This window comes from Bradyrhizobium sp. Unk1 (genome assembly GCF_059512345.1).
Genome location: NZ_JCAMOP010000021.1, coordinates 74,777 through 99,347, shown reverse-complemented (window position 1 = coordinate 99,347; position 24,571 = coordinate 74,777). Strand labels below are relative to the sequence as shown.

The 24,571-nt window shown below is 64.2% G+C and carries 19 protein-coding genes and 1 pseudogene; 12 read left to right on the top strand and 8 right to left on the bottom strand.

The window, feature by feature from the left end:
• The first annotated feature begins 27 nt into the window (after positions 1-27).
• The 3 genes and pseudogenes from AC5ZFO_RS26170 (at position 28) to AC5ZFO_RS26160 (ending at position 3,504) form a co-directional block, all read left to right on the top strand.
• Positions 28-1,524 (top strand): aldehyde dehydrogenase family protein, encoded by a 1,497-nt coding sequence (locus tag AC5ZFO_RS26170; protein WP_282521894.1) that lies wholly within the window; start codon positions 28-30, stop codon positions 1,522-1,524.
• Between the two features lie 121 nt (positions 1,525-1,645).
• Positions 1,646-2,771: pseudogene (locus AC5ZFO_RS26165) on the top strand (alkene reductase).
• A 226-nt stretch (positions 2,772-2,997) separates the two neighbouring features.
• A complete protein-coding gene (locus AC5ZFO_RS26160; RefSeq protein WP_496122798.1) occupies positions 2,998-3,504 on the top strand; it encodes a GFA family protein in 507 nt (168 codons plus the stop codon).
• Here AC5ZFO_RS26160 and AC5ZFO_RS26155 read toward each other — a convergent pair.
• Complete coding sequence (locus tag AC5ZFO_RS26155; protein WP_282521897.1) at positions 3,458-3,889, bottom strand: TfoX/Sxy family protein; 432 nt, start codon at positions 3,887-3,889, stop codon at positions 3,458-3,460. The two genes, AC5ZFO_RS26160 and AC5ZFO_RS26155, sit on opposite strands and share 47 nt — an antisense overlap.
• A gap of 151 nt (positions 3,890-4,040) precedes the next feature.
• Here AC5ZFO_RS26155 and AC5ZFO_RS26150 point away from each other — a divergent pair, with 151 nt between their 5' ends.
• On the top strand, positions 4,041-5,702 hold the full coding sequence (locus AC5ZFO_RS26150; RefSeq protein ID WP_282521898.1) for a thiamine pyrophosphate-binding protein: 1,662 nt from the start codon (positions 4,041-4,043) through the stop codon (positions 5,700-5,702).
• Positions 5,703-5,859: 157 nt separating this feature from the next.
• Here the strand turns inward: AC5ZFO_RS26150 and AC5ZFO_RS26145 are convergent, their stop codons facing one another.
• The gene (locus AC5ZFO_RS26145) at positions 5,860-7,239 is read right to left on the bottom strand and encodes an LLM class flavin-dependent oxidoreductase (protein ID WP_496122797.1); all 1,380 of its coding nucleotides are present in this window, start codon (positions 7,237-7,239) and stop codon (positions 5,860-5,862) included.
• A 296-nt stretch (positions 7,240-7,535) separates the two neighbouring features.
• On the opposite strand from AC5ZFO_RS26145, the gene AC5ZFO_RS26140 reads away from it, so the two are divergent.
• The 6 genes from AC5ZFO_RS26140 (at position 7,536) to AC5ZFO_RS26115 (ending at position 13,334) form a co-directional block, all read left to right on the top strand.
• Positions 7,536-8,921, top strand: a complete 1,386-nt coding sequence (locus AC5ZFO_RS26140; protein WP_282521900.1) for a M20 family metallopeptidase — start codon at positions 7,536-7,538, stop codon at positions 8,919-8,921.
• Between the two features lie 99 nt (positions 8,922-9,020).
• Entirely contained in the window at positions 9,021-9,932 is a 912-nt protein-coding gene (locus AC5ZFO_RS26135; RefSeq protein WP_282521901.1) for an amino acid ABC transporter substrate-binding protein, read from the top strand.
• A 244-nt stretch (positions 9,933-10,176) separates the two neighbouring features.
• A complete protein-coding gene (locus tag AC5ZFO_RS26130) occupies positions 10,177-10,908 on the top strand; it encodes an amino acid ABC transporter permease (RefSeq protein WP_282521902.1) in 732 nt (243 codons plus the stop codon).
• Between the two features lie 4 nt (positions 10,909-10,912).
• Positions 10,913-11,605 carry an amino acid ABC transporter permease gene (locus AC5ZFO_RS26125; RefSeq protein WP_282521903.1) on the top strand — a complete coding sequence of 231 codons (693 nt, stop codon included), beginning with the start codon at positions 10,913-10,915 and terminating at the stop codon, positions 11,603-11,605.
• Positions 11,606-11,617: 12 nt separating this feature from the next.
• Positions 11,618-12,349 (top strand): amino acid ABC transporter ATP-binding protein, encoded by a 732-nt coding sequence (locus AC5ZFO_RS26120; RefSeq protein WP_028147939.1) that lies wholly within the window; start codon positions 11,618-11,620, stop codon positions 12,347-12,349.
• 124 nt (positions 12,350-12,473) lie between these two features.
• Positions 12,474-13,334 carry a D-amino-acid transaminase gene (locus tag AC5ZFO_RS26115; RefSeq protein ID WP_496122796.1) on the top strand — a complete coding sequence of 287 codons (861 nt, stop codon included), beginning with the start codon at positions 12,474-12,476 and terminating at the stop codon, positions 13,332-13,334.
• 221 nt (positions 13,335-13,555) lie between these two features.
• Here AC5ZFO_RS26115 and AC5ZFO_RS26110 read toward each other — a convergent pair whose 3' ends face one another.
• The 3 genes from AC5ZFO_RS26110 to AC5ZFO_RS26100 form a co-directional block, all read right to left on the bottom strand.
• Positions 13,556-14,017, bottom strand: a complete 462-nt coding sequence (locus AC5ZFO_RS26110) for a carboxymuconolactone decarboxylase family protein (RefSeq protein WP_007615070.1) — start codon at positions 14,015-14,017, stop codon at positions 13,556-13,558.
• Positions 14,018-14,057: 40 nt separating this feature from the next.
• A complete protein-coding gene (locus AC5ZFO_RS26105; RefSeq protein ID WP_282521905.1) occupies positions 14,058-15,674 on the bottom strand; it encodes an MDR family MFS transporter in 1,617 nt (538 codons plus the stop codon).
• A 116-nt stretch (positions 15,675-15,790) separates the two neighbouring features.
• Complete coding sequence (locus tag AC5ZFO_RS26100; RefSeq protein WP_282521906.1) at positions 15,791-16,942, bottom strand: HlyD family secretion protein; 1,152 nt, start codon at positions 16,940-16,942, stop codon at positions 15,791-15,793.
• Between the two features lie 141 nt (positions 16,943-17,083).
• Here AC5ZFO_RS26100 and AC5ZFO_RS26095 point away from each other — a divergent pair, with 141 nt between their 5' ends.
• Complete coding sequence (locus tag AC5ZFO_RS26095) at positions 17,084-17,995, top strand: LysR family transcriptional regulator (RefSeq protein ID WP_282521907.1); 912 nt, start codon at positions 17,084-17,086, stop codon at positions 17,993-17,995.
• A 114-nt stretch (positions 17,996-18,109) separates the two neighbouring features.
• Here AC5ZFO_RS26095 and iaaH read toward each other — a convergent pair whose 3' ends face one another.
• Both iaaH and AC5ZFO_RS26085 read right to left on the bottom strand, forming a co-directional pair.
• Positions 18,110-19,528 carry an indoleacetamide hydrolase gene (gene iaaH, locus AC5ZFO_RS26090; protein ID WP_282521908.1) on the bottom strand — a complete coding sequence of 473 codons (1,419 nt, stop codon included), beginning with the start codon at positions 19,526-19,528 and terminating at the stop codon, positions 18,110-18,112.
• A 76-nt stretch (positions 19,529-19,604) separates the two neighbouring features.
• Positions 19,605-23,054 (bottom strand): indolepyruvate ferredoxin oxidoreductase family protein, encoded by a 3,450-nt coding sequence (locus tag AC5ZFO_RS26085; RefSeq protein WP_282521909.1) that lies wholly within the window; start codon positions 23,052-23,054, stop codon positions 19,605-19,607.
• 151 nt (positions 23,055-23,205) lie between these two features.
• Here AC5ZFO_RS26085 and AC5ZFO_RS26080 point away from each other — a divergent pair, with 151 nt between their 5' ends.
• Entirely contained in the window at positions 23,206-23,661 is a 456-nt protein-coding gene (locus tag AC5ZFO_RS26080) for an Lrp/AsnC family transcriptional regulator (RefSeq protein WP_282521910.1), read from the top strand.
• A 122-nt stretch (positions 23,662-23,783) separates the two neighbouring features.
• Here AC5ZFO_RS26080 and AC5ZFO_RS26075 read toward each other — a convergent pair whose 3' ends face one another.
• Positions 23,784-24,569, bottom strand: a complete 786-nt coding sequence (locus AC5ZFO_RS26075; RefSeq protein WP_282521911.1) for a fumarylacetoacetate hydrolase family protein — start codon at positions 24,567-24,569, stop codon at positions 23,784-23,786.
• Positions 24,570-24,571: the final 2 nt, after the last annotated feature.

Genomic DNA, 24,571 nt, shown 5'->3' with positions numbered 1-24,571 from the left:
ATCAATCATTTGACAGGGAGTGCAGCCATGGCTGTGTCGCAGGCTATTCCGATCACGCGCCATCCGTTCGCCAACGGGTCCTACAAGCAGATGCTGATCGACGGGAAGTGGGTCGATGCTGCCTCAGGCAAGCGCTTCGAGACCCACAACCCCGCCACCGGCGAATTGCTGGCGACGGTCGCCGAGGGCGACAAGGAAGACATCGACCGTGCCGTCGCCGCCGCTCGCCGTGCCTTCGAAGGCCCCTGGAGCAAAGTAAAACCGTTCGAGCGGCAGAACCTGCTGCTCAAGCTCGCCGACCTCGTCGAGAAGAATTTCGACGAATTATCGCAGCTCGACACGCTCGACATGGGCGCGCCGCTCAGCCGCACCCGCGCCTATCGCCTGCGCGCCGTCGGCATGCTGCGCTATTACGCCGGCCAGACCACCGCAATCCACGGCGAGACCATCGAGAACTCGCTGCCCGGCGAAATCTTCTCCTACACGCTGAAGGAGCCAATCGGCGTCGTCGGCGCCATCATTCCCTGGAACGGCCCGCTCACCGCAACGATCTGGAAGATCGGCCCGGCGATCGCGACCGGCTGCACCGTGGTGCTGAAGCCTGCAGAAGAGGCGCCGCTCACCTCGCTGCGCATCGCCGAGCTGGCGATGGAAGCCGGCATTCCGCCCGGCGTCATCAACGTCGTGCCCGGCTATGGCGAGACCGCGGGCGCTGCTCTCGCCTCGCACCATGACGTCGACAAGGTCGCCTTCACCGGCTCGCACGTCACGGGCCAGTCGATCATCCGCGCCTCCGCCAGCAATCTCAAGCGCGTCTCGCTCGAGCTCGGCGGCAAGTCGCCGGACATCGTGTTCGCCGATGCCGATCTCGATGCCGCAGTCCCCGGCGCCGCGATGGCGGTGTTCGCCAACTCAGGCCAAATCTGCAGCGCCGGCACGCGCCTGTTCGTCGAACAGTCGGTCTACGAAGAGTTCGTCGGCCGCGTCGCCGAGTTCGGCAAGAAGCTGCAGGTCGGCAACGGCCTCGATCCCAATGTGCAGATCGGCCCGCTCGTTTCCGAGGAGCAACTCAAGCGCGTCACCGGCTATCTCGACATCGGTCAGAAGGAAGGCGCGCGTGCGCTTGCCGGCGGTGGCCGCGTCACCGAAGGCGCACTATCAAAGGGCTTCTTCGTCTCGCCGACGGTGTTTGCGGGTGTCCAGGACAACATGCGCATCGCGCAGGAGGAGATTTTTGGTCCCGTCATCTCCGCGATCGCGTTCAAGGACATGGACGAACTGGTCAAGCGCGCCAACAACACCACGTTCGGCCTCGGCTCGGGTCTGTGGACGCGCGACGTCAGCAAGGCCCATGCGGTCGCGAAGAGCCTGCGCGCCGGCTCGGTGTGGGTGAACTGCTACCAGGCGATGGACCCGGCCGTGCCCTTCGGCGGCTACAAGATGAGCGGCTACGGCCGCGAGTCCGGCAAGCAGCACGTCGAGGAATATCTCAACGTGAAGGCCGTCTGGATCAAGACGGCGTAACGTTTATTCCCCTTCCGCTCGTTGCGGGAGATGAATATTTCCTTTTGCAGGGGCGGCTCCTTTTCCGGCGGCCGCCCCTCTTTATATGACCGCCATCCTTCCATAGCCAATTGGGTCCAGCATGAAATTCCCGGCGTTGTTTCAACCCTTGCAGGTCGGTCCGTACAAGCTCGCGCACCGCGTTGCGTTGGCGCCGCTGACGCGCATGCGAGCCGAGCGTGAGAGCTTTTCGCAGCGTCAGCTCAATGCCGACTATTACGGTCAGCGCGCCACACAAGGCGGCTTGATCATCGCTGAAGCGTCCCCCGTGCTCTCCCATGGCCGCGGTAACCCCGCGACGCCCGGCATCTATTCGGAGGCGCAGATCGCCGGCTGGCGCAAGGTGACGGATGCCGTGCACGCCAAGGGCGGCATCATCTTCCTCCAGCTCTGGCATGTCGGCCGCGTCTCGCATTCCTCCTTCCACGGCGGTGAGCTGCCGGTCTCGGCTTCGGCGATTGCGATCAAGGCCGAAGGCATGAAGGCGATGACCGCCGACGGCAAGATTTCTGACTACGAGACCCCGCGCGCGCTGGAGACCGACGAGGTCAAGGGCATCGTCGAGGCCTTCCGGCAGGGTGCCAAGAACGCGCTCGCCGCCGGCTTCGACGGTGTCGAGATCCACGGCGCCAACGGCTATCTGCTCGAGCAGTTCCTGCAGTCGCGCAGCAACCAGCACCGATCAATATGGCGGCGGAATCGAGAACCGCGCGCGGCTTCTGCTCGAAGTCACGCAGGCGGCCATCGACGTCTGGGGCGCGAACCGCGTCGGCGTGCGGCTGTCGCCCCACGGCATCGCCAATGATTCCGGCGAGCCCGATCCGATGCCGCTTTACTCGCACGTCGTGAAGGCGATCGACAAGCTCGACCTTGCCTATCTTCACTTCATCGAGCCGCGCTCCAGCGGCGCCGGCCGTGCCGACGTCCACTGGGAGAACGTGCCCTCCGCAATGGTGCTGTTCCGCCCGCTCTACAGCGGCGTGCTGATGACCGCCGGCGGGTTCACCGGCGAGACCGCGAATGCGGCAATTGCCGACGGCCACGCCGACATCATCGCCTTCGGCAGCATCTTCATCTCCAACCCCGATTTGCCGCGCCGCCTTCGGCACGACTATCCGATCACGCCGTATAACCGCGCGACGTTCTACGGCGGCGAGGAGAAGGGGTATACGGATTACCCGGTGTATGACGAGCTCGCGACGGCGTAGAGACCTTCGTAGCCCGGATGGAGCGCAGCGAAACCCGGGTTTCTCGCCTCGCCGATAGACTTCCCCGGATTGCGCTTCGCTCCATCCGGGCTACAGGTCTATATTCGTAGCTCCGACGAGCCCACAAACTCCGTCATCGCGAGCGCAGCGAAGCAATCCAGAGTCTTTCTGCAGAGGCAGTCTGGATTGCTTCGCTGCGCTCGCAAGGACGACGGAAGGACCTACCATGGCCAAAGCCGCAGTCGCCGCAGGAACCGCCACCGGCCAATGCCTCTGCGGCAAGGTCACCTTCGAGATCGACGTCCCCGCGCGTTGGGCCTGGCATGATCATTCGGCCAGTAGCCGCCGCGCCCACGGCGCGGCCTATGCCACCTATGTCGGAAGCTGGAAGAAGCGCTTTCGCATCGTCTCGGGGAAAGCCGCGCTGGCCCGCTACGAGGACAAGGCGACCAAGACCGCGCGCAGCTTCTGCTCACATTGCGGGACGCCGGTCGCCTATGAGCGTCCGCGTGGGCCGCACATGGTCAACATCCCCCGCGCGCTGTTCAACGAGCGCACCGGCCGCCAGCCGCTCTATCATATCGCGATCGAGGAGCTTCAGGAATGGGCCTATACCGGCGAGCCGCTGGTGCCGCTGAAGGGCTTTCCCGGTGTGGTCTGGCAGCGCTCGAAAAAGAAGAAGCGCACTAGCGGCGAAGACCCTTTCGAACTCGGCCGCGAGGAGGTGCTTTAGCCTTGGCGGCGACCTTGGTCTTCGCCGCAACGGCCTTCCGCGGCGCCGCTTTGCGTCCCGCGGCATTCGCCGCCACGAAGTCGAGCCCGCGCTCGACCCATTTTTTCAGATCGGCATCGCTCTGATAGCCGTCCGGCGCGACGCGCACGAAGCCGGTCATGATGCGCCCGCGCATTTCCATCGGGCTGGCGTGCGGCTCCTGCAGCATGCGTGCATGCGCTTCCGGGCCGACGCGGATCAGCATGCCGCCGCGCCCGCTGACGGTGCAGCACATGGTGTTGTTCACCATGAAGCAGAGGCCGCCCATCATCTTCTTTTCCGCGACGTCTCGCTGACCCGCCAGTAATTTGCGCACCCGCGCCGCGGTGTTCTCGTCATAGGCCATCGCGTCTCCCCATGCAGGCTTACGCCCAAGCATGTTCCCAGCTTGCCCGCGCCGACGCAAGTCTGCCATGACGGCGCTTCCTTGCGTGCCTCGGCCAAGTTCGGCCATCATGTCTCACCTTGCGGCAATACCCGCGGGGCCTGGAGGAAACATGAAGAACAAGATCACCGGCCGCTCCGCTTTTCTCGCGCTGCTCAAGGACGAGGGCGTTACCCATCTGTTCGGCAATCCCGGCACCACCGAGCTGCCGATCATGCATGCGCTGAAGGACCATCCTGATCTCACCTATGTGATGGCAATGCAGGAGAGCCTGGTGGTCGCGATCGCGGATGGCTACAGCCGCGCCTCCGGCAAGCTCGTCGCTTGCAACGTCCATGTCGCGCCGGGGCTCGGCAACGCGATGGGCTCGCTCTACAACGCCCAGTTCACGGGCACGCCGATGATCCTGACCGCCGGCCAGCAGGAGCAGGGCCACGGCCTGATGGAGCCGGTGCTTTATGGCCCGCTGGTGCGGATGGCCGAGCCGCTGGTGAAATGGGCGGTCGAGGTGACGCGGCTGGAAGATCTGCCGCGCATCGTCCGCCGCGCCGCCAAGGTCGCGATGACGCCGCCGACCGGGCCGGTGTTCATCTCGCTGCCGGGCGACATCCTCAACAGCGAGGTCGGCATCGATCTCGGCCGCTCCACCCGGATCGACGCCCGCGTCAAGCCGTCGGACGAGGCGCTGAGGGCGTTTGCAGCGCGGCTGCTCAAGGCCGAACGTCCCGTCATCGTCACCATGGACGAGGTGGTCAAGAGCGATGCACTGAAGGAGGCCGCCGAACTCGCCGAGCTGCTTGGTGCGGCCGCCTATCAGTCCTCGACGCCCTATGGCTCTCATTTCCTCTCGGAAAGCCCGAGCTTCGTCGGCACGCTGGCGCGCGTGCAGAAGGTCGCGCGCGACACGCTTGCGCCGTATGACCTCCTGATCGCACTCGGCGGCGATCCGCTGCGGATGTCGGTCTATAGCGAGGTCGACGCGCTGCCTGACGGACTCGGCATCGTCCAGATCGGCCTCGTCGATTGGGAGATCGCCAAGAACTACGGGGCTGAAATTGCGCTGAAGGCGGATCTGAAGGAAACGCTGCGGGCGCTGATCCCGGTGCTGAAGGAGATGGGCGGCGCTACGCTGGCAAGCCGTGCAAAGCAGCGCCTCGCCGAGCTCGCGCCGAAGAACTGGACCGCGCGGCGTGCTGCGCTGGTCGAGCAGATCGGCAAGACTGCCGGCCGCAGCCCGATCGATCCGGACTTCCTGGTGCTGCAAATGGTCGAGGCCATGCCCGATCATGCGATCCTCGTCGACGAAGGGCTCACCTCGAGCCGCCAGATCACGGCGCTGCGTCCGCACCGCGACCGCTTCGGCTATCATGGGCTTGCGTCCGGCGGCATCGGCTGGGGCCTGCCGGCCTCCGTGGGCGCCAGCCTCGCCAATCCGGATCGCCCGGTGGTTTGCTTCTCCGGCGACGGCAGCGCGATGTATTCGATCCAATCGCTGTGGACGGCGGCGCATCACAAGCTGCCGCTCAACGTCGTCATTGCCAACAATGGCGGCTACCGCATCATCAAGCAGCGCCTGCTCGCCTTCCATGGCGACGACAATTACGTCGGCATGGATTTTGTCGATCCGCCGGTGGATTTTGCAGGGATCGCGAAGGCGCTCGGCTGCGAGGCGATCAAGGTGAGTGATCCCCGCGAGCTGAAGGCGACACTGGCGTCGGCGTTCAACCGCCCCGGAACGAAGCTGATCGAGGTGATGGTGGATGGGAAGGTGTAGGGGGCGCCATCGCACTGGCACTCGCCGCGTTCTCAGCTGTCATCGCCCGACTTGATCGGGCGATCCAGTATTCCAGAGACGGCTGTGATTCCTCGATAGGCCGCGGCGTACTGGATGCCCCGGTCAAGCCGGGGCATGACAGCGTACCTAGCGGCTTCTACCCCTTCTTCCCCACCCGATATCCTGCCGCCGGATGCGGCGCACCGAGCCTTGCGCGGCCGTCGCCGAACAGCTTCTCCCGCAGGGTCCCTTTCGCATATTCCGGCTTGTAGCGTCCGCGCTTGGTCAGCTCCGGCACCAGCATGTCGGCGATATCATCGAAATCGCCGGGCGAGATCGCAAACGCGACGTTGAGGCCGTCGACGTCAGTCTTCTCGAACCAATCCTCGATCTTATCTGCGATGCTCTCCGGCGTGCCGACCACGACCGGGCCGGCGCCACCGATGCCGACATGCTCGATGACGTCGCGGACGGTCCAGACGCGGTCGGGGTCGCCGCGGGTGACGTTGTCGAGTGCACTGCGGCCGGCATCGTTCTGGACGTGACGCACCTGCTGGTCGAGCTCGTAGCCGGAGAAGTCGATGCCGGTCCATCCCGACATCAGGGCCAGCGCGCCTTCCGCACTGATATGCGACCGGTAGTCGGCATATTTCGCCGCCGCTTCGGCTTCCGTATTGCCGAGGATGATCGTCATCATGTTGAACATCAGGATCTCCGCCGGGTTGCGGCCGAGCGCGGCGGCTTCCTGGCGGATCGCGGAGACGCGCGGCCCGATGATCTTGGCCGACGGTCCCGACATGAACACGCATTCGGCGTGCTTCGCCGCGAACTGCCGACCGCGCGGCGAGGTGCCGGCCTGGTACAGCACGGGCGTCCGCTGCGGCGACGGCTCGCTGAGATGGATGGTGTTGTTGATGCGGTAATTCGCGCCCTCATGATTGACGCGATGAACCTTTGTGGGATCGGTGAAGATGCCGCGCGCCCGGTCGCGCAGCACGGCGTCGTCCTCCCAGCTGCCTTCCCAGAGCTTGTAGACCACCTCCATATATTCGTCGGCGATATCGTAGCGGTCGTCGTGCCCGGTCTGCTTGTCCTTGCCGGCGCCGCGTGCGGCGCTGTCGAGATAGCCGGTGACGACGTTCCAGCCGATCCGTCCCTCGGTGAGATGGTCGAGCGTCGACATCCGCCGCGCGAACGGGTAGGGCGGCTCAAAGGACAGATTGCTGGTGACGCCGAAGCCGAGATTTTTCGTCACCGCCGCCATCGCCGAGAGCAGCAGCAGCGGCTCGTTCGACGGCGTCTGCGCTGCATTGCGCAAGGCCGCGTCAGGGCTGCTGCCATAGACGTCATAGACCCCGAGCACGTCGGCCAGGAACAACCCGTCGAAACGCCCGCGTTCCAGCGTCCTGGCGAGATCGATCCAGTAGGGCAGGCGGTTATATTCGGCGGTGCGATCGCGCGGATGGGTCCACAGCCCGGGTGATTGATGCGCGACGCAATTCATCGCAAAGGCGTTGAGCCTGATCTGCTTGGCCATGATGATCCCCCGGCGCCCTGTACCGAGCGCTCTTCGAATGATAAACGTGCGCCCCAACTTGGCGAAGTTCTTGCATATAATTGGCCCTTGGCAAGGGCCAAGAATAGAAAGGCTTGCGCTTGGCAAGGCCAAAATCAGCGGCGCTCCCGCTCTTGGCAAGCCAATCTCAAGAGAGCAAGAACGAAATCGCAAGAGAACTACAAGAGAACTCCAAGAACTGTCCAAGTCCCCGCCACTTTCGAAGGGCTACCTGTCTCGGGTATGGTCCTTCGTCCCAACGCCCCGAAAAACCAGCCATGACCAGAGCCGACGCCATCGCCCGCGCCCGTGACGATTTCAAATCCGGTGCGTTCCTCACCGAGCTCGACCGCCGCGTGGCCTTCAAGACCGAAAGCCAGAACCCGTCGCGCGGCGCCGAGCTGCGCGGCTACCTGGAACAGGAGATGATGCCCTCCTTTGCCGCGCTCGACTTTACCAGCCGCATCGTCGAATCCCCGAGCGGCAAGGCGCCGTTCCTGTTCGCCGAGCATCACGAGAGCGCGTCAGCGCCGACGGTGCTGATCTACGGCCATGGTGACGTCGTCGACGGCATGGAGGGGGAGTGGCGCGACGGCCGCGATCCATGGCGCACGACGGTTGCGGGCACGCGGCTCTACGGCCGTGGCACCGCCGACAACAAGGGCCAGCACAGCATCAACATGGCGGCACTCCGCGCGGTGCGCGAGGCCCGCGGCGGCAAGCTCGGCTTCAACGCAAAATTCATCGTCGAAATGGGCGAGGAAATCGGCTCGCCCGATCTCGGCAAGGTCTGCGACCTCAATCGCGATGCGCTCAAGGCCGATTTGTTCATGGCCTCCGACGGACCGCGCCTGTCGGCCGACCGGCCGACCTTGTTCCTGGGCTGCCGTGGCGGCATCCGCATTCATCTCGACGTCAATCTGCGCGATGGCGGCCATCATTCCGGCAATTGGGGCGGCGTGCTCGCCAACCCCGCGACCATTCTCGTCAACGCGATCTCGACGCTGGTCGACGGCCATGGCCGGCTTCAGCTCGACGCGCTGGAGCCGCCGCGGCTTACCAACCAGATCCGCAGCTATCTTGCCGACGTGCAGGTGGTGCCGACCGAGGACGAGCCGGCGCTCGCGGAGAACTGGGGCGAGGAAGGGCTGTCGGCCGCCGAGCGGCTCTATGCCTGGAACACGCTCGAAGTGCTGGCGATGTCGTCCGGCAATATCGAGAAGCCCGCGAATGCCATCCCCGGCCACGCCAATGCCGTGCTGCAACTGCGTTTCGTGGTCGGCACCAAGGTCGACGGCCTGATCGATGCCGTCCGCGCGCATCTGGTGCAAAAGGGCTTTCCGATGGTCGAGGTGCGGGCCGCCCAGAGCTTTGCGGCGTCGCGCACCGATTTCGACAGCCCCTGGATCACATGGGCGGCGGATTCGGTGAAGGAGACCACCGGGAAAGCGCCGGCCGTTTTGCCGAATTTCGGCGGCTCGCTGCCCAACGACGTGTTTTCCGAGATCCTGGGCCTGCCGACGATCTGGGTCCCGCACTCCTATCCCGGCTGCTCCCAGCATGCGCCCAATGAGCACATCCTGCTGCCATTGACCGAAGAGGCCTTGACGGTGATGGCCGGGCTGTTCTGGGATCTCGGGGAATTGCCCAAGCCATTAAGCTGAGCCATTAACCTGAGCCGCAATCCAGCCGAAAGTCACATTCTAATCCGGCCTGATTTGTGCTTGCATCCGGCCGCATCATCCTGAAAGGGGAACAAAAAAGTGAGACATTTCCGTAGCATCGGCCTCGCGCTCGCCGCGACCTTCGCCGTCAGCCAGGCCGGGGCCCAGGAGCTGACCGGCACGCTGAAGAACATCAAGGACACCGGCGCCATTACGCTCGGCTTCCGCGACTCCTCGATCCCGTTCTCCTATCTCGACGACAACCAGAAGCCGGTCGGGTTCGCGATGGATATCTGCTACAAGATCGTCGACGCCGTGAAGAAGGAGCTCAAGCTCGACAAGCTCGAGGTCAAGCTCAATCCGGTGACTTCGGCGACCCGTATTCCGCTGATGGCCAACGGCACGATCGACCTCGAATGCGGCTCGACCACCAACAATGTCGAGCGCCAGAAGCAGGTCGCCTTTACCAACACCCACTTCCTGACGGCGAGCCGTTACGTCTTCAAGAAGTCGAGCGGCCTGAAGTCGATTGACGACCTCAAGGGCAAGACGGTGGTCTCGACCGCCGGCACCACCAACATCAAGCAGCTCACCGAGGCCAACGTCGAGAAGAAGCTCGGCGCCAACATCATCCCGGCCAAGGACCACGCCGAAGCCTTCCTGATGGTCGAGACCGATCGCGCGGTCGCCTTCGTCATGGACGACATCCTGCTCGCGAGCCTGGTTGCCGGCTCGAAGGCGCCGGACGACTACGTCATCTCCAAGGACGCGTTCTCGAAGCCCGAGCCCTACGGCATCATGCTGCGCAAGGATGACGCCGCCTTCAAGAAGGTGGTCGATGCCGCGACCGCTGCGGTCTACACCTCCGGTGAGGGCCAGAAGATCTACGAAAAGTGGTTCACGCAGAAGATCCCGCCGAAGGGTCTGAACCTCAACACCCCGATCTCGGCCGAGCTGAAGAACGAGTTCGCAAAACCGTCGGACTCGCCGAACCCGGACGATTACAAGTAAGATGCTGTCTACCTCTCCCCGCGTGCGGGGAGAGGTCGGAATTCGCGCAAAGCGCGGATTCCGGGTGAGGGGGACTCTCCACGAGTCGAACTATCACCTCCCTTGCGGAGAGCCCCCCTCACCCCAACCCTCTCCCCGCAAGCGGGGCGAGGGAGCATATTCGGGCCATTCTGGAGGGAGAGTGGCCGGTCATTTGCATAGGCGCCTGCGACTTCCATGATTGGCGCGTTCGCGCGGGGGACACGTGAACTACCACTGGAACTGGGGAATTTTCTTCGAGCCGAACCCGATGGGGACCGGCACCTATCTCGACATGCTGTTGTCGGGTCTGGTGCTGACCCTGAAGACGGGCGTACTCGCCTGGATCATCGCGCTGATCTTCGGCTCGCTCGTCGGCGTCATGCGCACGCTGCCGTCCAAGGGCGCCTACTGGTTCGGCTTCTGCTGGGTCGAGTTCTTCCGCAACATGCCGCTGCTGGTGCAGCTGTTCCTGTGGTTCTTCGTGCTGCCGGAATTGCTGCCGAAGGCCGCCGGCCTCTGGCTGAAGCAACTGCCGAACGCGCCGTTCTGGACGGCTGCGATCGGCATCGGCTTCTTCATGTCGGCGCGCGTCGCCGTGCAATTGCAGGCCGGTATCGGCTCGCTGCCGCGCGGGCAGAAGATGGCGGCGACTGCGCTCGGGCTGACCACCGTGCAGGGCTATCGCTACGTGCTGCTGCCGATGGCGTTCCGCATCATCCTGCCGCCGCTGACCTCCGAGTTCCTGAACACCATCAAGAACACGGCCGTGGCCATCACCATCGGTTTGCTCGAACTCACCGGGCAGGCGCGCTCGATGCAGGAATTCTCGTTCCAGGTGTTCGAGGCCTTCACCGCCGCAACCCTCCTCTATCTCCTCGTCAACGCCGTCGTGGTGACCGCGATGCGCTTCCTCGAGCGCTGGGTCGCGATTCCCGGCTACATCACGGGGAAATAGCGCCATGTTCAGCAATTTCGATTTCGGCGTCATTATCCGCGCGTTGCCCTATCTGTTCTACGAGGGCATGACGTTTACGTTGACGCTGACGGCACTCGCCGCGCTTGGCGGCCTGATCTTCGGCACTGCACTCGCGCTGATGCGGCTCTCGGGCTTCAAGATCCTGGGCCGCATCGCCGGCATCTATGTCGACTTCATGCGCTCGCTGCCGCTGGTGCTGGTCATCTTCTGGTTCTATTTCCTGGTACCCTATATCGGGCAGTGGCTGACCGGCGCGTCGCGCCCGATCAGCGTCGGCGCGTTCGCATCCTCGCTCATCACGTTCATCATGTTCGAGGCCGCGTACTTCTCCGAGATCATGCGTGCCGGCATCCAGTCGATCTCGCGCGGACAGCCGGCCGCGGCCAGCGCGCTTGGGCTCAACTATGCGCAGACGATGCGCTACGTCGTGCTGCCGCAGGCGTTCCGCAACATGCTGCCGGTCCTGATCACGCAGACCATCGTGCTGTTCCAGGACACCTCGCTGGTCTACGTGCTGTCGATCACGGACTTCCTCGGCGCGGCCAGCAAGGTCGCGCAGCGCGACGGACGGCTGGTCGAAATGTATCTGTTTGCGGCCGTCGTCTACTTCACCATTTCCTGCATCGCGTCCTTCGGCGTTCGTCGCCTCCAGGCGCGCATCGCCATCCTTCGATAGAGCGCATCGGTCATGATCGAAATCAGCCACGTCAACAAATGGTACACCCCGACCTTCCAGGTGCTGACCGACTGCACCACCAGCGTGACCAAGGGCGAGGTCGTCGTGGTCTGCGGCCCCTCGGGCTCGGGCAAGTCGACGCTGATCAAATGCGTCAATGCGCTGGAGCCGTTCCAGGAGGGCGACATCAGCGTCGACGGCACTAAGATCAATGACCCCAAGACCAATCTGCCGAAACTGCGTTCGCGCGTCGGCATGGTGTTCCAGCATTTCGAGCTATTCCCGCACCTGAAGATCATCGACAATCTCTGCCTCGCGCAGCAGAAGGTGCTGGGACGGTCGTCCGACGCGGCTGTGGCGAAGGGCATGCAGCTCCTGGACCGCGTCGGCTTGAAGGAGCAGGCGCAGAAATTTCCGGCGCAGCTCTCCGGCGGCCAGCAGCAGCGCGTCGCGATCGCCCGCGCGCTTGCCATGGACCCGATCGTGATGCTGTTCGACGAGCCGACCTCGGCGCTCGACCCTGAGATGGTGAGCGAGGTGCTCGACGTCATGGTCGATCTCGCCCGCGAAGGCATGACCATGATGGTCGTCACCCACGAGATGGGCTTTGCCCGCAAGGTCGCCAACCGCGTCATCTTCATGGACCGCGGCGAGATCGTCGAGGACGCGGCGAAGGAGGACTTCTTCGGCAAGCCGCGCAGCGACCGCGCGCAGAAGTTCCTGTCGAAGATTCTCTCCCACTAACCTCCGCCGTCATTCCGGGACGCGCCTCTTGGCGCGGGCCCGGAATGACGGGTTGAGGGTTTCGTGACCCAAACAAATCCCGTATACGAACTGGCAAAATTCCACTCCCGCCAGGAGACCTGCCTTGGATCCGATCGCCTACGTCAACGGCTCATTCGTCCCGCTCTCGGACGCCAAAATCTCGGTGCTCGATCGCGGCTTCCTGTTCGCCGACGGCATCTACGAGGTCTCGGCCGTGCTCGACGGCAAGCTGATCGACAACGCTTCGCATCTGACGCGCTTGGAGCGCTCGGTCGGCGAGATCAAGCTGAAGCTGCCGGAGACGGTCGAGCGCATCACCGAGCTCCAGAAGGAGCTGATCGCGCGCAACAAGGTCGAGAACGGCCTCGTCTATCTCCAGGTCACGCGCGGCGCCGACAAGGGCCGCGACTTCGCCTTTCCCAAGGGCGACGTCAAGTCGAGCCTAGTGATGTTCACCTCCGAGAAGGACATCATCAACGCGGCCTCGGCCAAGACCGGCATCAACGTGATCACGGTGCCCGACATCCGCTGGGAGCGGCGCGACATCAAGAGCGTGGCGCTGCTCGCGCAGGTTCTGGCGAAGCAGGCCGCGGCCGAAGCCGGCGCCGGCGAGGCCTGGATGCTGGAAGACGGCTACGTCACCGAGGGCGGTTCGTCCTCGGCGTTCATCCTGACCAAGGACGACGTCATCGTGACCCGCAAGAACTCCAACGCGATCCTGCCGGGCTGCACCCGCAAGGCCGTGGTGGCGCTCGCCGAAGAGCGTCAGCTCCGCGTCGAGGAACGTTCCTTCACGGTCGCCGAGGCGCTCGCCGCCAAGGAAGCCTTCGCCACCTCGGCGTCGCTGTTCGTCCAGCCGGTGGTTGCGATCGACGGCAAGAAGGTCGCCGATGGCAAGCCCGGCCCGATGGCCACGCGGCTGCGGGAGATTTATATCGAGTTCGCGAAGGCGACGGCGGTTTAAGCCGACCACGCTGCGAGGGGCGCGGCACTGCATCACCAAGCTTAGGTGTCATCGCCCGGCTTGACCGGGCGATCCAGTACTCCGAGGCGGTCGTGGTTCAATCGATGGGCCCCGGCGTACTGGATGCCGCGCCCCCGTGCGCAATTGCGCACTAGGCGGGGCATGACAGTTGGATGTGTGGAGGCGGCATTGCGTCCATCACGCCGTCACGAACATCGCCCCTACGCCACGGACGCCTTCACCTTCACCGGATGCACCGCGCGGAACGCGATCGCGATTCGGTTCCAGGCATTGATGGCCCCGATCAACATCGTCAGGTTTACCGTCTCCGCGTCGGAGAATTGCGCGCGGACCTGCTCGTAGACGTCGTCCGGCGCGTGGGTCTCGGAGATCAGCGTCACTGATTCCGTCCAGGCCAGCGCGGCACGCTCGCGATCGGTATAGAGCGGGGATTCGCGCCAGGCGTTGAGCAGATAGATGCGCTGTTCGGTCTCGCCGCGCTTGCGGGCGTCCTCGGTGTGCATGTTGATGCAGAAGGCGCAGCCGTTGATCTGCGACGCCCGGATCTTGACGAGCTCGATCAGCGATTTCTCGAGTCCCGTGGACTGGATCTGCTCCTCCAGCGCCATCAGCGCCTTCATCGTGTCGGGGGCGGCCTGGTAGAAGTTCATGCGGGGTTTCATGGTCGTTCTCCTTTGCTTGAGTTAGTCTCTTGGGTTGATCTCAGTGCGCTCCACCGGCCGAGGTCTGGCCGGGTTTCTTCAGGAAGAATACGGCGACGAGCGCCACGATCAGTGCCATGCCGAGCAGATAGAAGGTGTCGCTGAAGGCGAAGATGTAAGCCTGCTTCTGCACGGTATGGCCAATCGCGACATAGGCGCGATGCGCGGCGTCGGCGCGGTCGAGCACGCCGTGATTGATGAAATACTGGGTGAGCTGCTCCAGCCGGGTCCGCGTCGCCTGCTCGAACACCGAGACCGACTGCATCAGCACGTTGGAGTGATATTGCTCGCGCTTGGTCAGCACGGTCTGAAGCAGCGCGATGCCGACGGCGCCGCCGAGATTGCGCATCATGTTGAACAGGCCTGAGGCCGAGCCTGCATTCTCCGCTTCGATGCCGGCAGTCGCCACAGCCGACAACGGGGCCATCACGAGCGCTTGGCCGATCGCACGGACGACATTGGGCCACAACAGCTGGTCCGCAGCGTAATCGTTGGTCATATAGATGTTCATGAAGTTGGAGCCTGCGAACAACACGAAGCCGACGCCGATGATGATCCGCGCGTCGAACTTCCGCATCAGGCGCGGCACCAGCGGGATCAGCAGGAGTTGCGGCAGTCCGGTCCAGGCCAGCACCATGCCGATCTGCTCGGCATTGTAGCCCTGGATGCGCGCCAGATATTGCGGCAGGATGAACACCGAGCCGTAGAGCGCGACACCGAGCAGGAAGTTCGCGAGCATGCCGAAGCCGAAATTACGGCGCACCAGCAGGCGCAAATTGAGCAGCGGCTTCTTCGCCGTCAGTTCGATGATCAGGAAGGCGGTCAGCGCGGTGGCCGCGATGACCGACAGCTTGACGATGAAGGGCGAGCCGAACCAGTCGTCCTTGTTGCCCTCTTCCAGCACGGTCTGAAGCGCCGACAGGCCGATCGCCATGGTGAAGATGCCGGCCCAGTCGCCCTCGCGCAGCAGCGCAAGCTTCATGGGCTTGGCGTCGAGCGCGTACCAGAGCATGCCGACCATGATCGCGCCGGGCACGAGGTTGACGTAGAAGATGTACTGCCAGCCGAAATTCTCGGTGAGATAGCCGCCGATGGTCGGGCCGATCGCCGGTGCGAACGTTGCCGACAGCGCGAACAGCGCAAGGCCGACCGGCTGCTTGGCGCGCGGCAACAGCGTGATGATGAGCGTGAAGGCCATCGGGATCAGCACGCCGCCGGTGAAACCCTGCACCGCGCGCAGCACGATCATTTGCGGCAGGTCCTGCGCCAGCGCGCAGGCCGCGGACAGAACCAGGAACAGGACCGCGTTGGTGAGCAGATAGATCCGGATCGAGAACACCTGCGCGAGCCAGCCGGACAGCGGGATCACCACGATCTCGGCGATCAGATAGGAGGTCGAGATCCAGCCGCCGTCGTCGATGCCGGCGCCGATCGCGCCCTGGATGTCGGCGAGCGAAGCGTTGACGATCTGGATGTTCAGCACCGCCATGAAGGCGCCGAGGGTCGCGCCGATCACCGCGATCCAGGTTTTTGCGGAAACCGCCGGCGTGGCGGGCGCGGCAGGGGCGGGAATGCCGGCAGCGGAGGCGGCGTCGGCGGTCGGTTGGAGCGTGCTCATGGAAGCCTCGTCTCGGTCACGGAGACAGGATGCATTAGGCGGTTGGTTTCGATAATCGAGGAAGCGTGGGAAGGATCGTCCGGCGGGACTTGATAATCCTGCTAGCCTTCCCGGCTTCAGCCGCCGTCCGGGCGGGAGGCGTTGTCGGCGAGCCGCTTGGCCGTCTCGCGCTCGGCCAGCACAGTCGCCTTGGTGTCGATGGTCGGCACCGCCGACATGCCGGGCCTGAGCAGGCCGGTCAGGCTGTGGTCGTCGAGCACGATCTTCACCGGCACGCGTTGCACGATCTTGGTGAAATTTCCGGTGGCGTTATCGGGCGGCAGCAGCGCGAATTCAAGTCCGCTGGCCGGCGACAGGCTGTCGACGTGACCGCGTAGCGTGCGATTGCGAAAACTGTCGACGTGCAGCTCGACCGGCTGGCCCGCACGCACATGCGTGAGCTGCGTCTCCTTGAAGTTCGCGACGACATAGACCGCATCGAGCGGCACCACCGCCATCAATTGCGTGCCAGCCTGCACATACTGGCCGACGCGTAATGAGCGTGCGCCGACCGTGCCGTCCACCGGCGCGGTGATCTCGGTATAGGACAGGTTCAGCTCTGCCTGCTGTGCGACCGCGCGCGCCCGTTCGAGCTGCGCTGTGGCCTGGGCGCGCTGGGTGGTGAGCACATCGACCTTCCGTTGCGCGGCCACCAGGCCTGACTTGGCGTGCTGCAATTGCGCGTTGCTGGCGCGTAGCGCGGCATCGGTCTGCTGCGCGCGCTGGATCGTGCCGGAGCCCGACTTCATCAGATCGTCGTAGCGGGCGCGCTCTTCTTGGGCGAATTTCAGATTGGCGTCGGCCGCGGCCACGTCGGCCGTGCTCTGCTCGATGATGGGCTGCTGCAGCTCGAGCTGGGCGTCGATGTTGCGCACCGAGGCTTCGCCGGCGGCGACATCGGCGCGGGCCTGGTCGAGTGCCGCCTTGAAGTCGCGGTCGTCGATCTTCGCCAGCGTCTGGCCCGCCTTGACCTTCTCGTTGTCGCCAACCAGCACCTTCGCGATGTAGCCGGAAACCTTGGGCGCGACGATGGTGGAATCCGCCTTCACATAGGCGTCGTCGGTGGATTCGAGGTAGCGGCCGGTGCTCAGGTAGTCGTAGCCGAAGTCGCCGGCCGCGGCGATTCCGAGGACCAGTGCCAGGCCGATGGCCGCCCGCTTGATCGCCTGCCGGGACGGGCGAAAGCTGATTTTCTGATTGATTTCAGTAACATAAGAAGTATTCGACATGGCATCCTCGGAATTCCCAACCGCCCCGGTCCGAACGGTGCGGTATTGATGCCAGCAAGATGCGCTGTCTTCCCGCTTGTGATAATCCCGGAAGAAATGGAAGCATTATCCAGCCATAGCGGATAATCCGGAGCCAGACCGATGGACCGCTTCACCAGTCTCACCGCCTTCGTCCGGGTGGTTGAAAATGGCGGCTTCTCCGCCGCCGCCCGCCGGCTCAACATGTCCACGACCATGGTGAGCAACCACGTCCAGGCGCTGGAGGACCGGCTCGGGGTTCGGCTCCTGAACCGCACCACGCGAAAAGTCAGTCTCACCGAAATCGGCAAGGCCTATTACGACCGCTCGACGCAGATCCTCGCCGATCTCGAACAGGCCGATGACATCGCCGGCGCGCTGCAATCGACGCCGCGCGGCACGCTGCGGGTCCATGCCGCCACCCACATGGTGCCCATGGTCGCGTCGGTCGTGGCCAAGCTCCTCTCCACCTATCCCGAGGTTAAGGTCGATCTGCGCATGGGCGAGGTTGATGTCGATCTGATCGAGGAGGGATACGACATAGCCTTGCGCATGATTGCATCGCCGGATTCGAGCCTGATCGTCCGCCGCCTCGCCACGTGGCGGCATGTGTTGTGCTGCTCGCACGACTATCTCGAAAGACATGGCCGGGTGCAGCAGCTCGCCGAGCTCACCGAGCACAATTGCGGCCGTCACCTGAACTATCCTTTTGGCGACGAGTGGCGCTTCCTCGATCGCAAGGGGACACCGGCATCAGTGCGTATTTCCGGCAGGCTCGTCACCAACAGTGGAGAAGCGTTGCGGAACATGGCGCTGGAGGGGGCCGGCATCTGCCTGATGGCCGGATTCCTGGTCAGCGACGATCTCGACGCCGGCCGGCTGGTGCGTCTCCTGCCCGAATATCGGCCGGTCGAGATGTCGATGAACGCGGTCTATCCGCACCGGCATCATCTGTCGGCGAAGGTCAGGACCTTCATCGACATGCTCGTGCATCACAGCGCCGAGCAGCAGAAGCTGATCAATCCGTATTCGTGAATTGGCGGCGGCAGAGCCGTAGGGTGGGCAAAGGCGCGTTAGCGCCGTGCCCACCATCTCTCCATGATTCGAAAAGAGGTGGGCACGCTTCGCTTTGCCCACCCTACGATTTCGTCAACGCGGCGGCGGCAATCGTCCAAACACGGCGTCAAGCGCCATGCCGATTGCAAGCAGGCGGCGATCGCTTCCGGCAGGGCCGTCCAGTTCGAGGCCGACAGGCATTTTGCTTGTCGCGCCAAGCGCGATCGGGATCTGGACGCCGGGAATGCCGGCATTGCTGCCGGAATCGGTGTTCTGGATGATCAGGCCGAAATTCTCGAGACTGCTGGACTCCGGGTTGGAGGCAATTGCAACCCGCGGCGTGGTCGGGAAGGCGACGGCGTCGAGCTTGTTGCTGGCAAACGTATTGCCGTAGAGCGCCTGAAGCGCGGGGCGCGCGGTCCTGATCGCGGCGTCATAGATCGGCCTCGCGTCGAACAGCGCGTTGTCGGGGCCGGGCAGTTTTCGCGGGATCACCATGCCATCATAGATGCCTTTCACGTCGGCGCTGGAGATCTTCTCTGCCAGCGCCTCGATGCTGAGGCCGGTCCCGGTGTGCTTGAGATAGACGACCATGTCGTCATAGGCCTCATACAGCGCGACGGGAAAGCTGGCCTGGCCGTTGAGCTCGGTGAGCTCAGGCATCTCGATCTCGACGACCGTGACACCCTGCGCCTTCATTTTTGCGATCGCCGCGTGGAACGCAGCTTCCGTATCGGCGTCGAGATTGGTCAGCATCGATCTCGCGATGCCGATCCGCACCTGCTTCAGATCAGCCGGCGCAATCGCGTCGCCGCCTGCGATCACGCGGTCGAGCAGCGCGACATCAGCCATCGTCGCGGCCATGGGCCCCGCGGTGTCGCGGGTGTGCGAGATCGGCGCAATACCCTCTTGCGGATAGCGCCCGACCGTCGGGCGCAACGCGGCGCATCCGTTCAGCGCGGCGGGAACCCGGACCGATCCGCCGGTGTCGGTGCCGAGCCCGCCCGCGACGATCCGCGCGCCGAGCGCGGCGCCTGTGCCGGACGAGGAGCCGCCGGCAATCAGCGTGCGGTCATAAGCGTTGCGCACGCCGAACTCCGCGCCGGTCTTGAACGCGGTGTTGTAGCCGGAGACGCCGAAGGCGAGCTCGTGCATGCTGGTCTTGCCGATGATGACGGCGCCTGCAGCTCGCAGCTTCGCGACTACGGGCGCGTCGGCCTTCGGAACGTAGTCCTTCAGTGCCGGTGTGCCGGCGCTACAGGGCAGTCCCACGACTTCGATGTTGTCCTTGATCACGATGGGCACGCCGCCGAGCGGTTTTGTCTTGTCGCCCGATGTGTCGAACGCAGCCGCGGCCTTCAGGGCGCCGACCACGTCCAGCGTGACGAAGGCATTGAGCTCGGCGTGGGCTTTGGCGCGGCTCAGTACTTCTGACGTGAGTGCGGTGCTCGTGACTTTTCCGGCGCGCAGGTCGGCGACGGCCTGACTCAGGGTCAACTGGTCGAAATCCATGATGCGTCATCCGATTGCAGGGGCGCCAACAGGGCGCCACCTAAAGTCCGGAGGCTGAGGCCTCACTGGTGCCGCGTCAACCGCGGGCGTGCATCTTTTGCGTTACCGATGTCGTCAAATTCGTGAGCAGTCGCTCGACCTCGGGCTTCACCTTGGCGATCGCGGTGTCCTTTACTGGTCCGTAGCCGCGGATCTCCATCGGCGCTTTTGCGACGGCAACGAGGTCGGGCAGATGTGCAGCCTCGAGCTGGCCGAGCATGCGTTCGATCAGGCCTTCATACCAGGCGATCAATTCGCGTTCAGTGCGCCGCTCATTCGTGTAGCCGAACGGATCGAACGGTGTTCCGCGCAATCCCTTCAACCGCGCCAGCATCGCGAGCGGCATCTGGATCCACTGGCCGAAAGCGCGCTTGCGCGGACGGCCGCGTGCGTCAGGTTTCGACGGCAGGAACGGCGGCGCGAGGTGATATTGGACGCGAAAACCGTCCTCGAACTCGCGCTTCAGCTCGCCGAGGAAACCGCTCTGCATCTGCAGACGCGCCACCTCGTATTCGTCCTTGTAGGCCATCAACTTGAACAGGGCGCGCGCGACCGCCTCGGTCAGCACCTCACTGCTTAGAGCGGCTTCGGCGCTGCGGACCTTTGCGATGGTCGCCCGATAGCGCATCGCATAGGCGGCGTCCTGATAGGTGGTGAGGAAATCGGCGCGGCGATCGATGATCTGATCGAGAGTCTCGGCTTCGGGCGCCTCGTCCGTCTTCGGCAAAAACTCGGGATCGGCCGCGGCGATCCGGCCCCAGGCAAGGGCCTGCTTGTTGCGTTCGACCGCGACCCCGTTGAGCTCGATCGCGCGCAGCAGCGCCGGCAGCGCGACCGGAATCAGGCCGCGCTGCCAGGCAAAGCCGAGCATGATGATGTTGGCATAGACTGCATCGCCGAGCAGCCGTTCGGCGAGCGCGTTGGCATTGATGGTGTCGAGATTGTCGTTGCCAATGACTTGTCGGATCGCGCGCAGGCGGGCGGGCGAGGCGAGATCGGCGTCGCGGAAGCGGACGACGTCGCCGGTCGGCATCTCCGCGGTGTTGACCGCGGCGCGCATGCCCCGGCGATAGGTGCCGGACGCCTTAGGCGAGGAACTGACGACGAGGTCGCAGCCGATCAGCGCGTCGGCCGCGCCCTGGTCGATGCGGACCTGATGCAGCTCGTCCGGACTTGGTGCAAGGCGGATGAAGCTCAGCACGGGACCAAATTTCTGTGCAAAGCCGGTGAAATCCAGCACGGAGACGCCACGCCACTCCAGATGCGCGGCCATGCCGATCAGGGCGCCGACCGTGATCACGCCGGTGCCGCCGACGCCTGTTACCAGCAGGTCGTAGGGACGGTCGAGCGTGGCGGGAGCAGGCAGGGGAAGCGTAGCCGCGCGGCCGAGCGCATCGATTTGGCTTGCGCTCTTCTTCCGGCGGATCGCGCCTTCGACGGTCACGAAACTGGGACAGAAGCCGTTGAGGCAGGAAAAATCCTTGTTGCAGGTCGAGAGATTGATCTGGCGCTTGCGGCCGAACGGCGTCTCCTTCGGCTCGACGCTGAGGCAGTTGGACTCGACCGAGCAGTCGCCGCAGCCTTCGCAGACGAGATCGTTGATATAGGCGAAGCGCCTGGGATCGGCGGTCTGCCCGCGCTTGCGCCGGCGCCGTTTCTCGGTGGCGCAGGTCTGCTGATAGATCAGCACCGAGACGCCTGATACCTCGCGCAGCTCGCGCTGCACGGCGTCCATCTCCTCGCGCGGATGGATCGTCACGCCGATCGGCAGGTCTGCCGGCAAGAACTGCGCGGGATCATCCGACACCAGCGCGATGCGCCCGACGCCTTCGGCGCGAACGCTATGGGCGATGGCATGCACGCTGATGGGACCGTCGACCGGCTGGCCGCCGGTCATCGCCACCGCATCGTTGAACAGGATCTTGTAGGTGATGTTGGCCCTAGCGGCGATCGCCTGCCGGATCGCCATCGAGCCGGAGTGGTAGTAGGTGCCTTCGCCGAGATTCTGGAACACGTGCTTGTGGCCGGTGAAGCGTGACGACGCCGCCCAGTTGACTCCTTCGCCGCCCATCTGGATCAGCGAGGAGGTCTCGCGGTCCATCCAGCTCGCCATGAAATGGCAGCCGATGCCGGCCAGCGCCTTGGAGCCTTCCGGCACCTTCGTCGACGTGTTGTGCGGACATCCGGAGCAGAAATACGGCGTGCGCGTCGCACCACTGACGTTGATCGTGCGTGCGGCTTCAGGCATCAGCGCGACTGCGCGTGCGGCGAGATTGAGGCCTGGTAACATCGGATCGAGCCGGCGTGCGAGCACTCCAGCGAGCGCACGCGGCGACAATTCGCCGATCCAGGAGATTAGCCGCGCCCCTCGCTCGTCGTGCTTGCCGACCATGCGCTCGGGCTTTGAGCCTGGATAGTCGTAAAAATATTCCTTGAACTGGCTCTCGATGATGCCGCGCTTTTCCTCGACTACGAGGATCTCGCGCTTGCCCTTCACGAAGTCCATCGCGTCATGCAGCGCCAGCGGCCAGACCATGCCGACCTTGTAGACGTCGATCCCGATCTTGCGGCAAGCCGCTTCATCGAGGCCCATCAGCCGCAGGGCCTCCATCAAGTCGAGATGCGCCTTGCCCGTCGTGACGATGCCGTAAGTGGCGTTGGGAATATCGTAGATGTGGCGGTCGATCGGATTGGCTTTTGCAAAGGCGTAAACCGCGTGCTTCTTCGCCTCCAGCCGCTCCTCGATCTGGGGGCCCGGCAGGTCGGGCCAGCGATAGTGCAGGCCACCCGGTGGCGGCGCGAAATCGGGCGTGTTGAAGATGCGTGGCGGGCGCAGCGCGACGGATGCGCCTGACTCCACGATTTCCGAGATCGCCTTGAAGCCGACCCACATGCCGGAGAAGCGGCTCAGCGCGTAGCCATATTCGCCGAACTCCAGATATTCGCTGACGCTTGCCGGGTGCAGCGTCGGCATGAACCAGCTCATGAAGGCGACATCGGACTGGTGCGGCATCGAGGAGGAGACGCAGCCATGGTCGTCGCCGGCAACGACCAGCACGCCGCCACGCGGCGAGGAACCGTATGCATTGCCGTGCTTGAGGGCGTCGCCGGAGCGATCGACGCCTGGGCCCTTGCCGTACCAGAGCCCGAATACGCCATCGACTTCGCGATCTGCCTGCGTTTCGACCTGCTGCGAGCCGAGCACCGCGGTTGCCGCGAGGTCCTCGTTCACCGCGGGGAGAAATTCGATGCGATCCCGCTTCAGCCGCTCCTGGATGCGCCAGAGCTCGAGATCGACGCCGCCGAGCGGCGAGCCGCGATAGCCGGAGATGAAGCCGGCGGTGTTCAGCCCGGCGGCGCGGTCGCGCCGCGCCTGGTCGAGCGCGATGCGGACGATGGCCTGCGTGCCCGTGAGGAAGACGCGGCCCTCTTCGCGGTCGTAGCGGTCTGAGAGCTCGTAGCTGTCGAGTGATGGAACGGCGTCCATGGCGGACCTCGTGCGGCATCCTGCCGAATGAAGAAAGGGTATGCCGGGGAGGCTGGTAGGTCTTGCCTATTCACCCTGTCTTGATCGATAATCCGGTAAAATTTTGCGGAAGATGGCAAAATTCGGTAGAATTTACCGGATTGGGGACTCCATGATCGAAGAGCAGGACGCGCGGATTCTCGCCCATCTCCAGAAGGACGGCCGCGCCACCAACCAGCAGCTCGCCGACGAGGTCGGCATGTCCACCTCGGCGTGCTGGCGCCGGGTGCGTGCGCTGGAGGAGGCCGGCGTCATCCAGGGCTATGCCGCGCTGGTCGCGCGCGAGCAGGCGGGCTTTGCGATGTCGGCCATCCTGCATGTCTCGCTGGAGCGGCACGATGCCAAATTCGTCGACGAGTTCGTCGCGCGGGTGACCACGCGGCGCGAAGTGCTGGAGTGTTTCGCGACCACGGGCGACGCCGACTATCATTTGCGCGTCGTCGTGCAGGACATGGCGGCCTACAACAGGTTCCTCGACGAGTTCATGTTCCGCATTCCCGGCATCCGCTACGTCCGCAGCAACGTGGTGCTGAAGGAGATCAAGACGAGCGTGGCGCTGCCGTTTTGAGACGCGGGAAGTGCCGTGGTGCCGTAGGGTGGGCAGAAGCGCGCTTGCGCCGTGCCCACCATCTCGCCTCCATTACGAATGCGGTGGGCACGCTTCGCTTTGCCCACCCTACGGCACCTCTACTACCGCTGCTCCCGCACAAACCTGTTCCGCAACGTCCCCACGCCGGTGATGTCGATCTCCACCACGTCGCCGTGCCCGATGTCAGGCGAGGCGCCGTCCGTGCCCATCCAGATCACATCGCCGGGCCACAGCGTGAAGTACTTCGTCAGCTCGACCAGGAACGGCACCACACCGAAGATCATGTCGTTGGTGTAGAAGCGGTTGGTCTCCTTGCCGTTGACCCGGACGACGGTTTCCATTTTCGCCAGATTGGCCTCGGTTTCGATCCACGGGCCCATCGGCTTGAACGTGTCGGAGTTCTTCGAGCGCCACAGGCTGCGGTCGGCCTTCTGCCAGCTACGTTCGCTGACGTCGTTGCCGATGGTGTAGCCGAACACGCAATCCATCGCATTTTGCCTGGTGAGATGCTTCACCTTCTTGCCGATCACGACGACGAGCTCGCCTTCATAGTGGATCTTGTCCGTCGCAAAGGACGGGATCACGACGTCCTCGTCATGCGCGATCAGCGCGTTCTGGGCGCGGTAGCCGATCTCGGGTCTATCAGGGACGGCCGGCACCTCACCGCGCTTGTCGGCGGCTTCCTTCAGGTGCTTCAGATAGTTCAAGCCGACGCAATAGAACGTGCGCGGGATCAGCGGCAGCTCGATCCGAACCTGCGCCAGCGGATGCGTGCGCGAGGTGCGCTGCCATTCGCCAAAGGGATCGCCGTCGACCGCGATCACCTGGTCGCCCTCGACAATTCCCCAGGAGGTCTTGTCCGAGGCAGTGAATTTCAGCCAGCGCATGC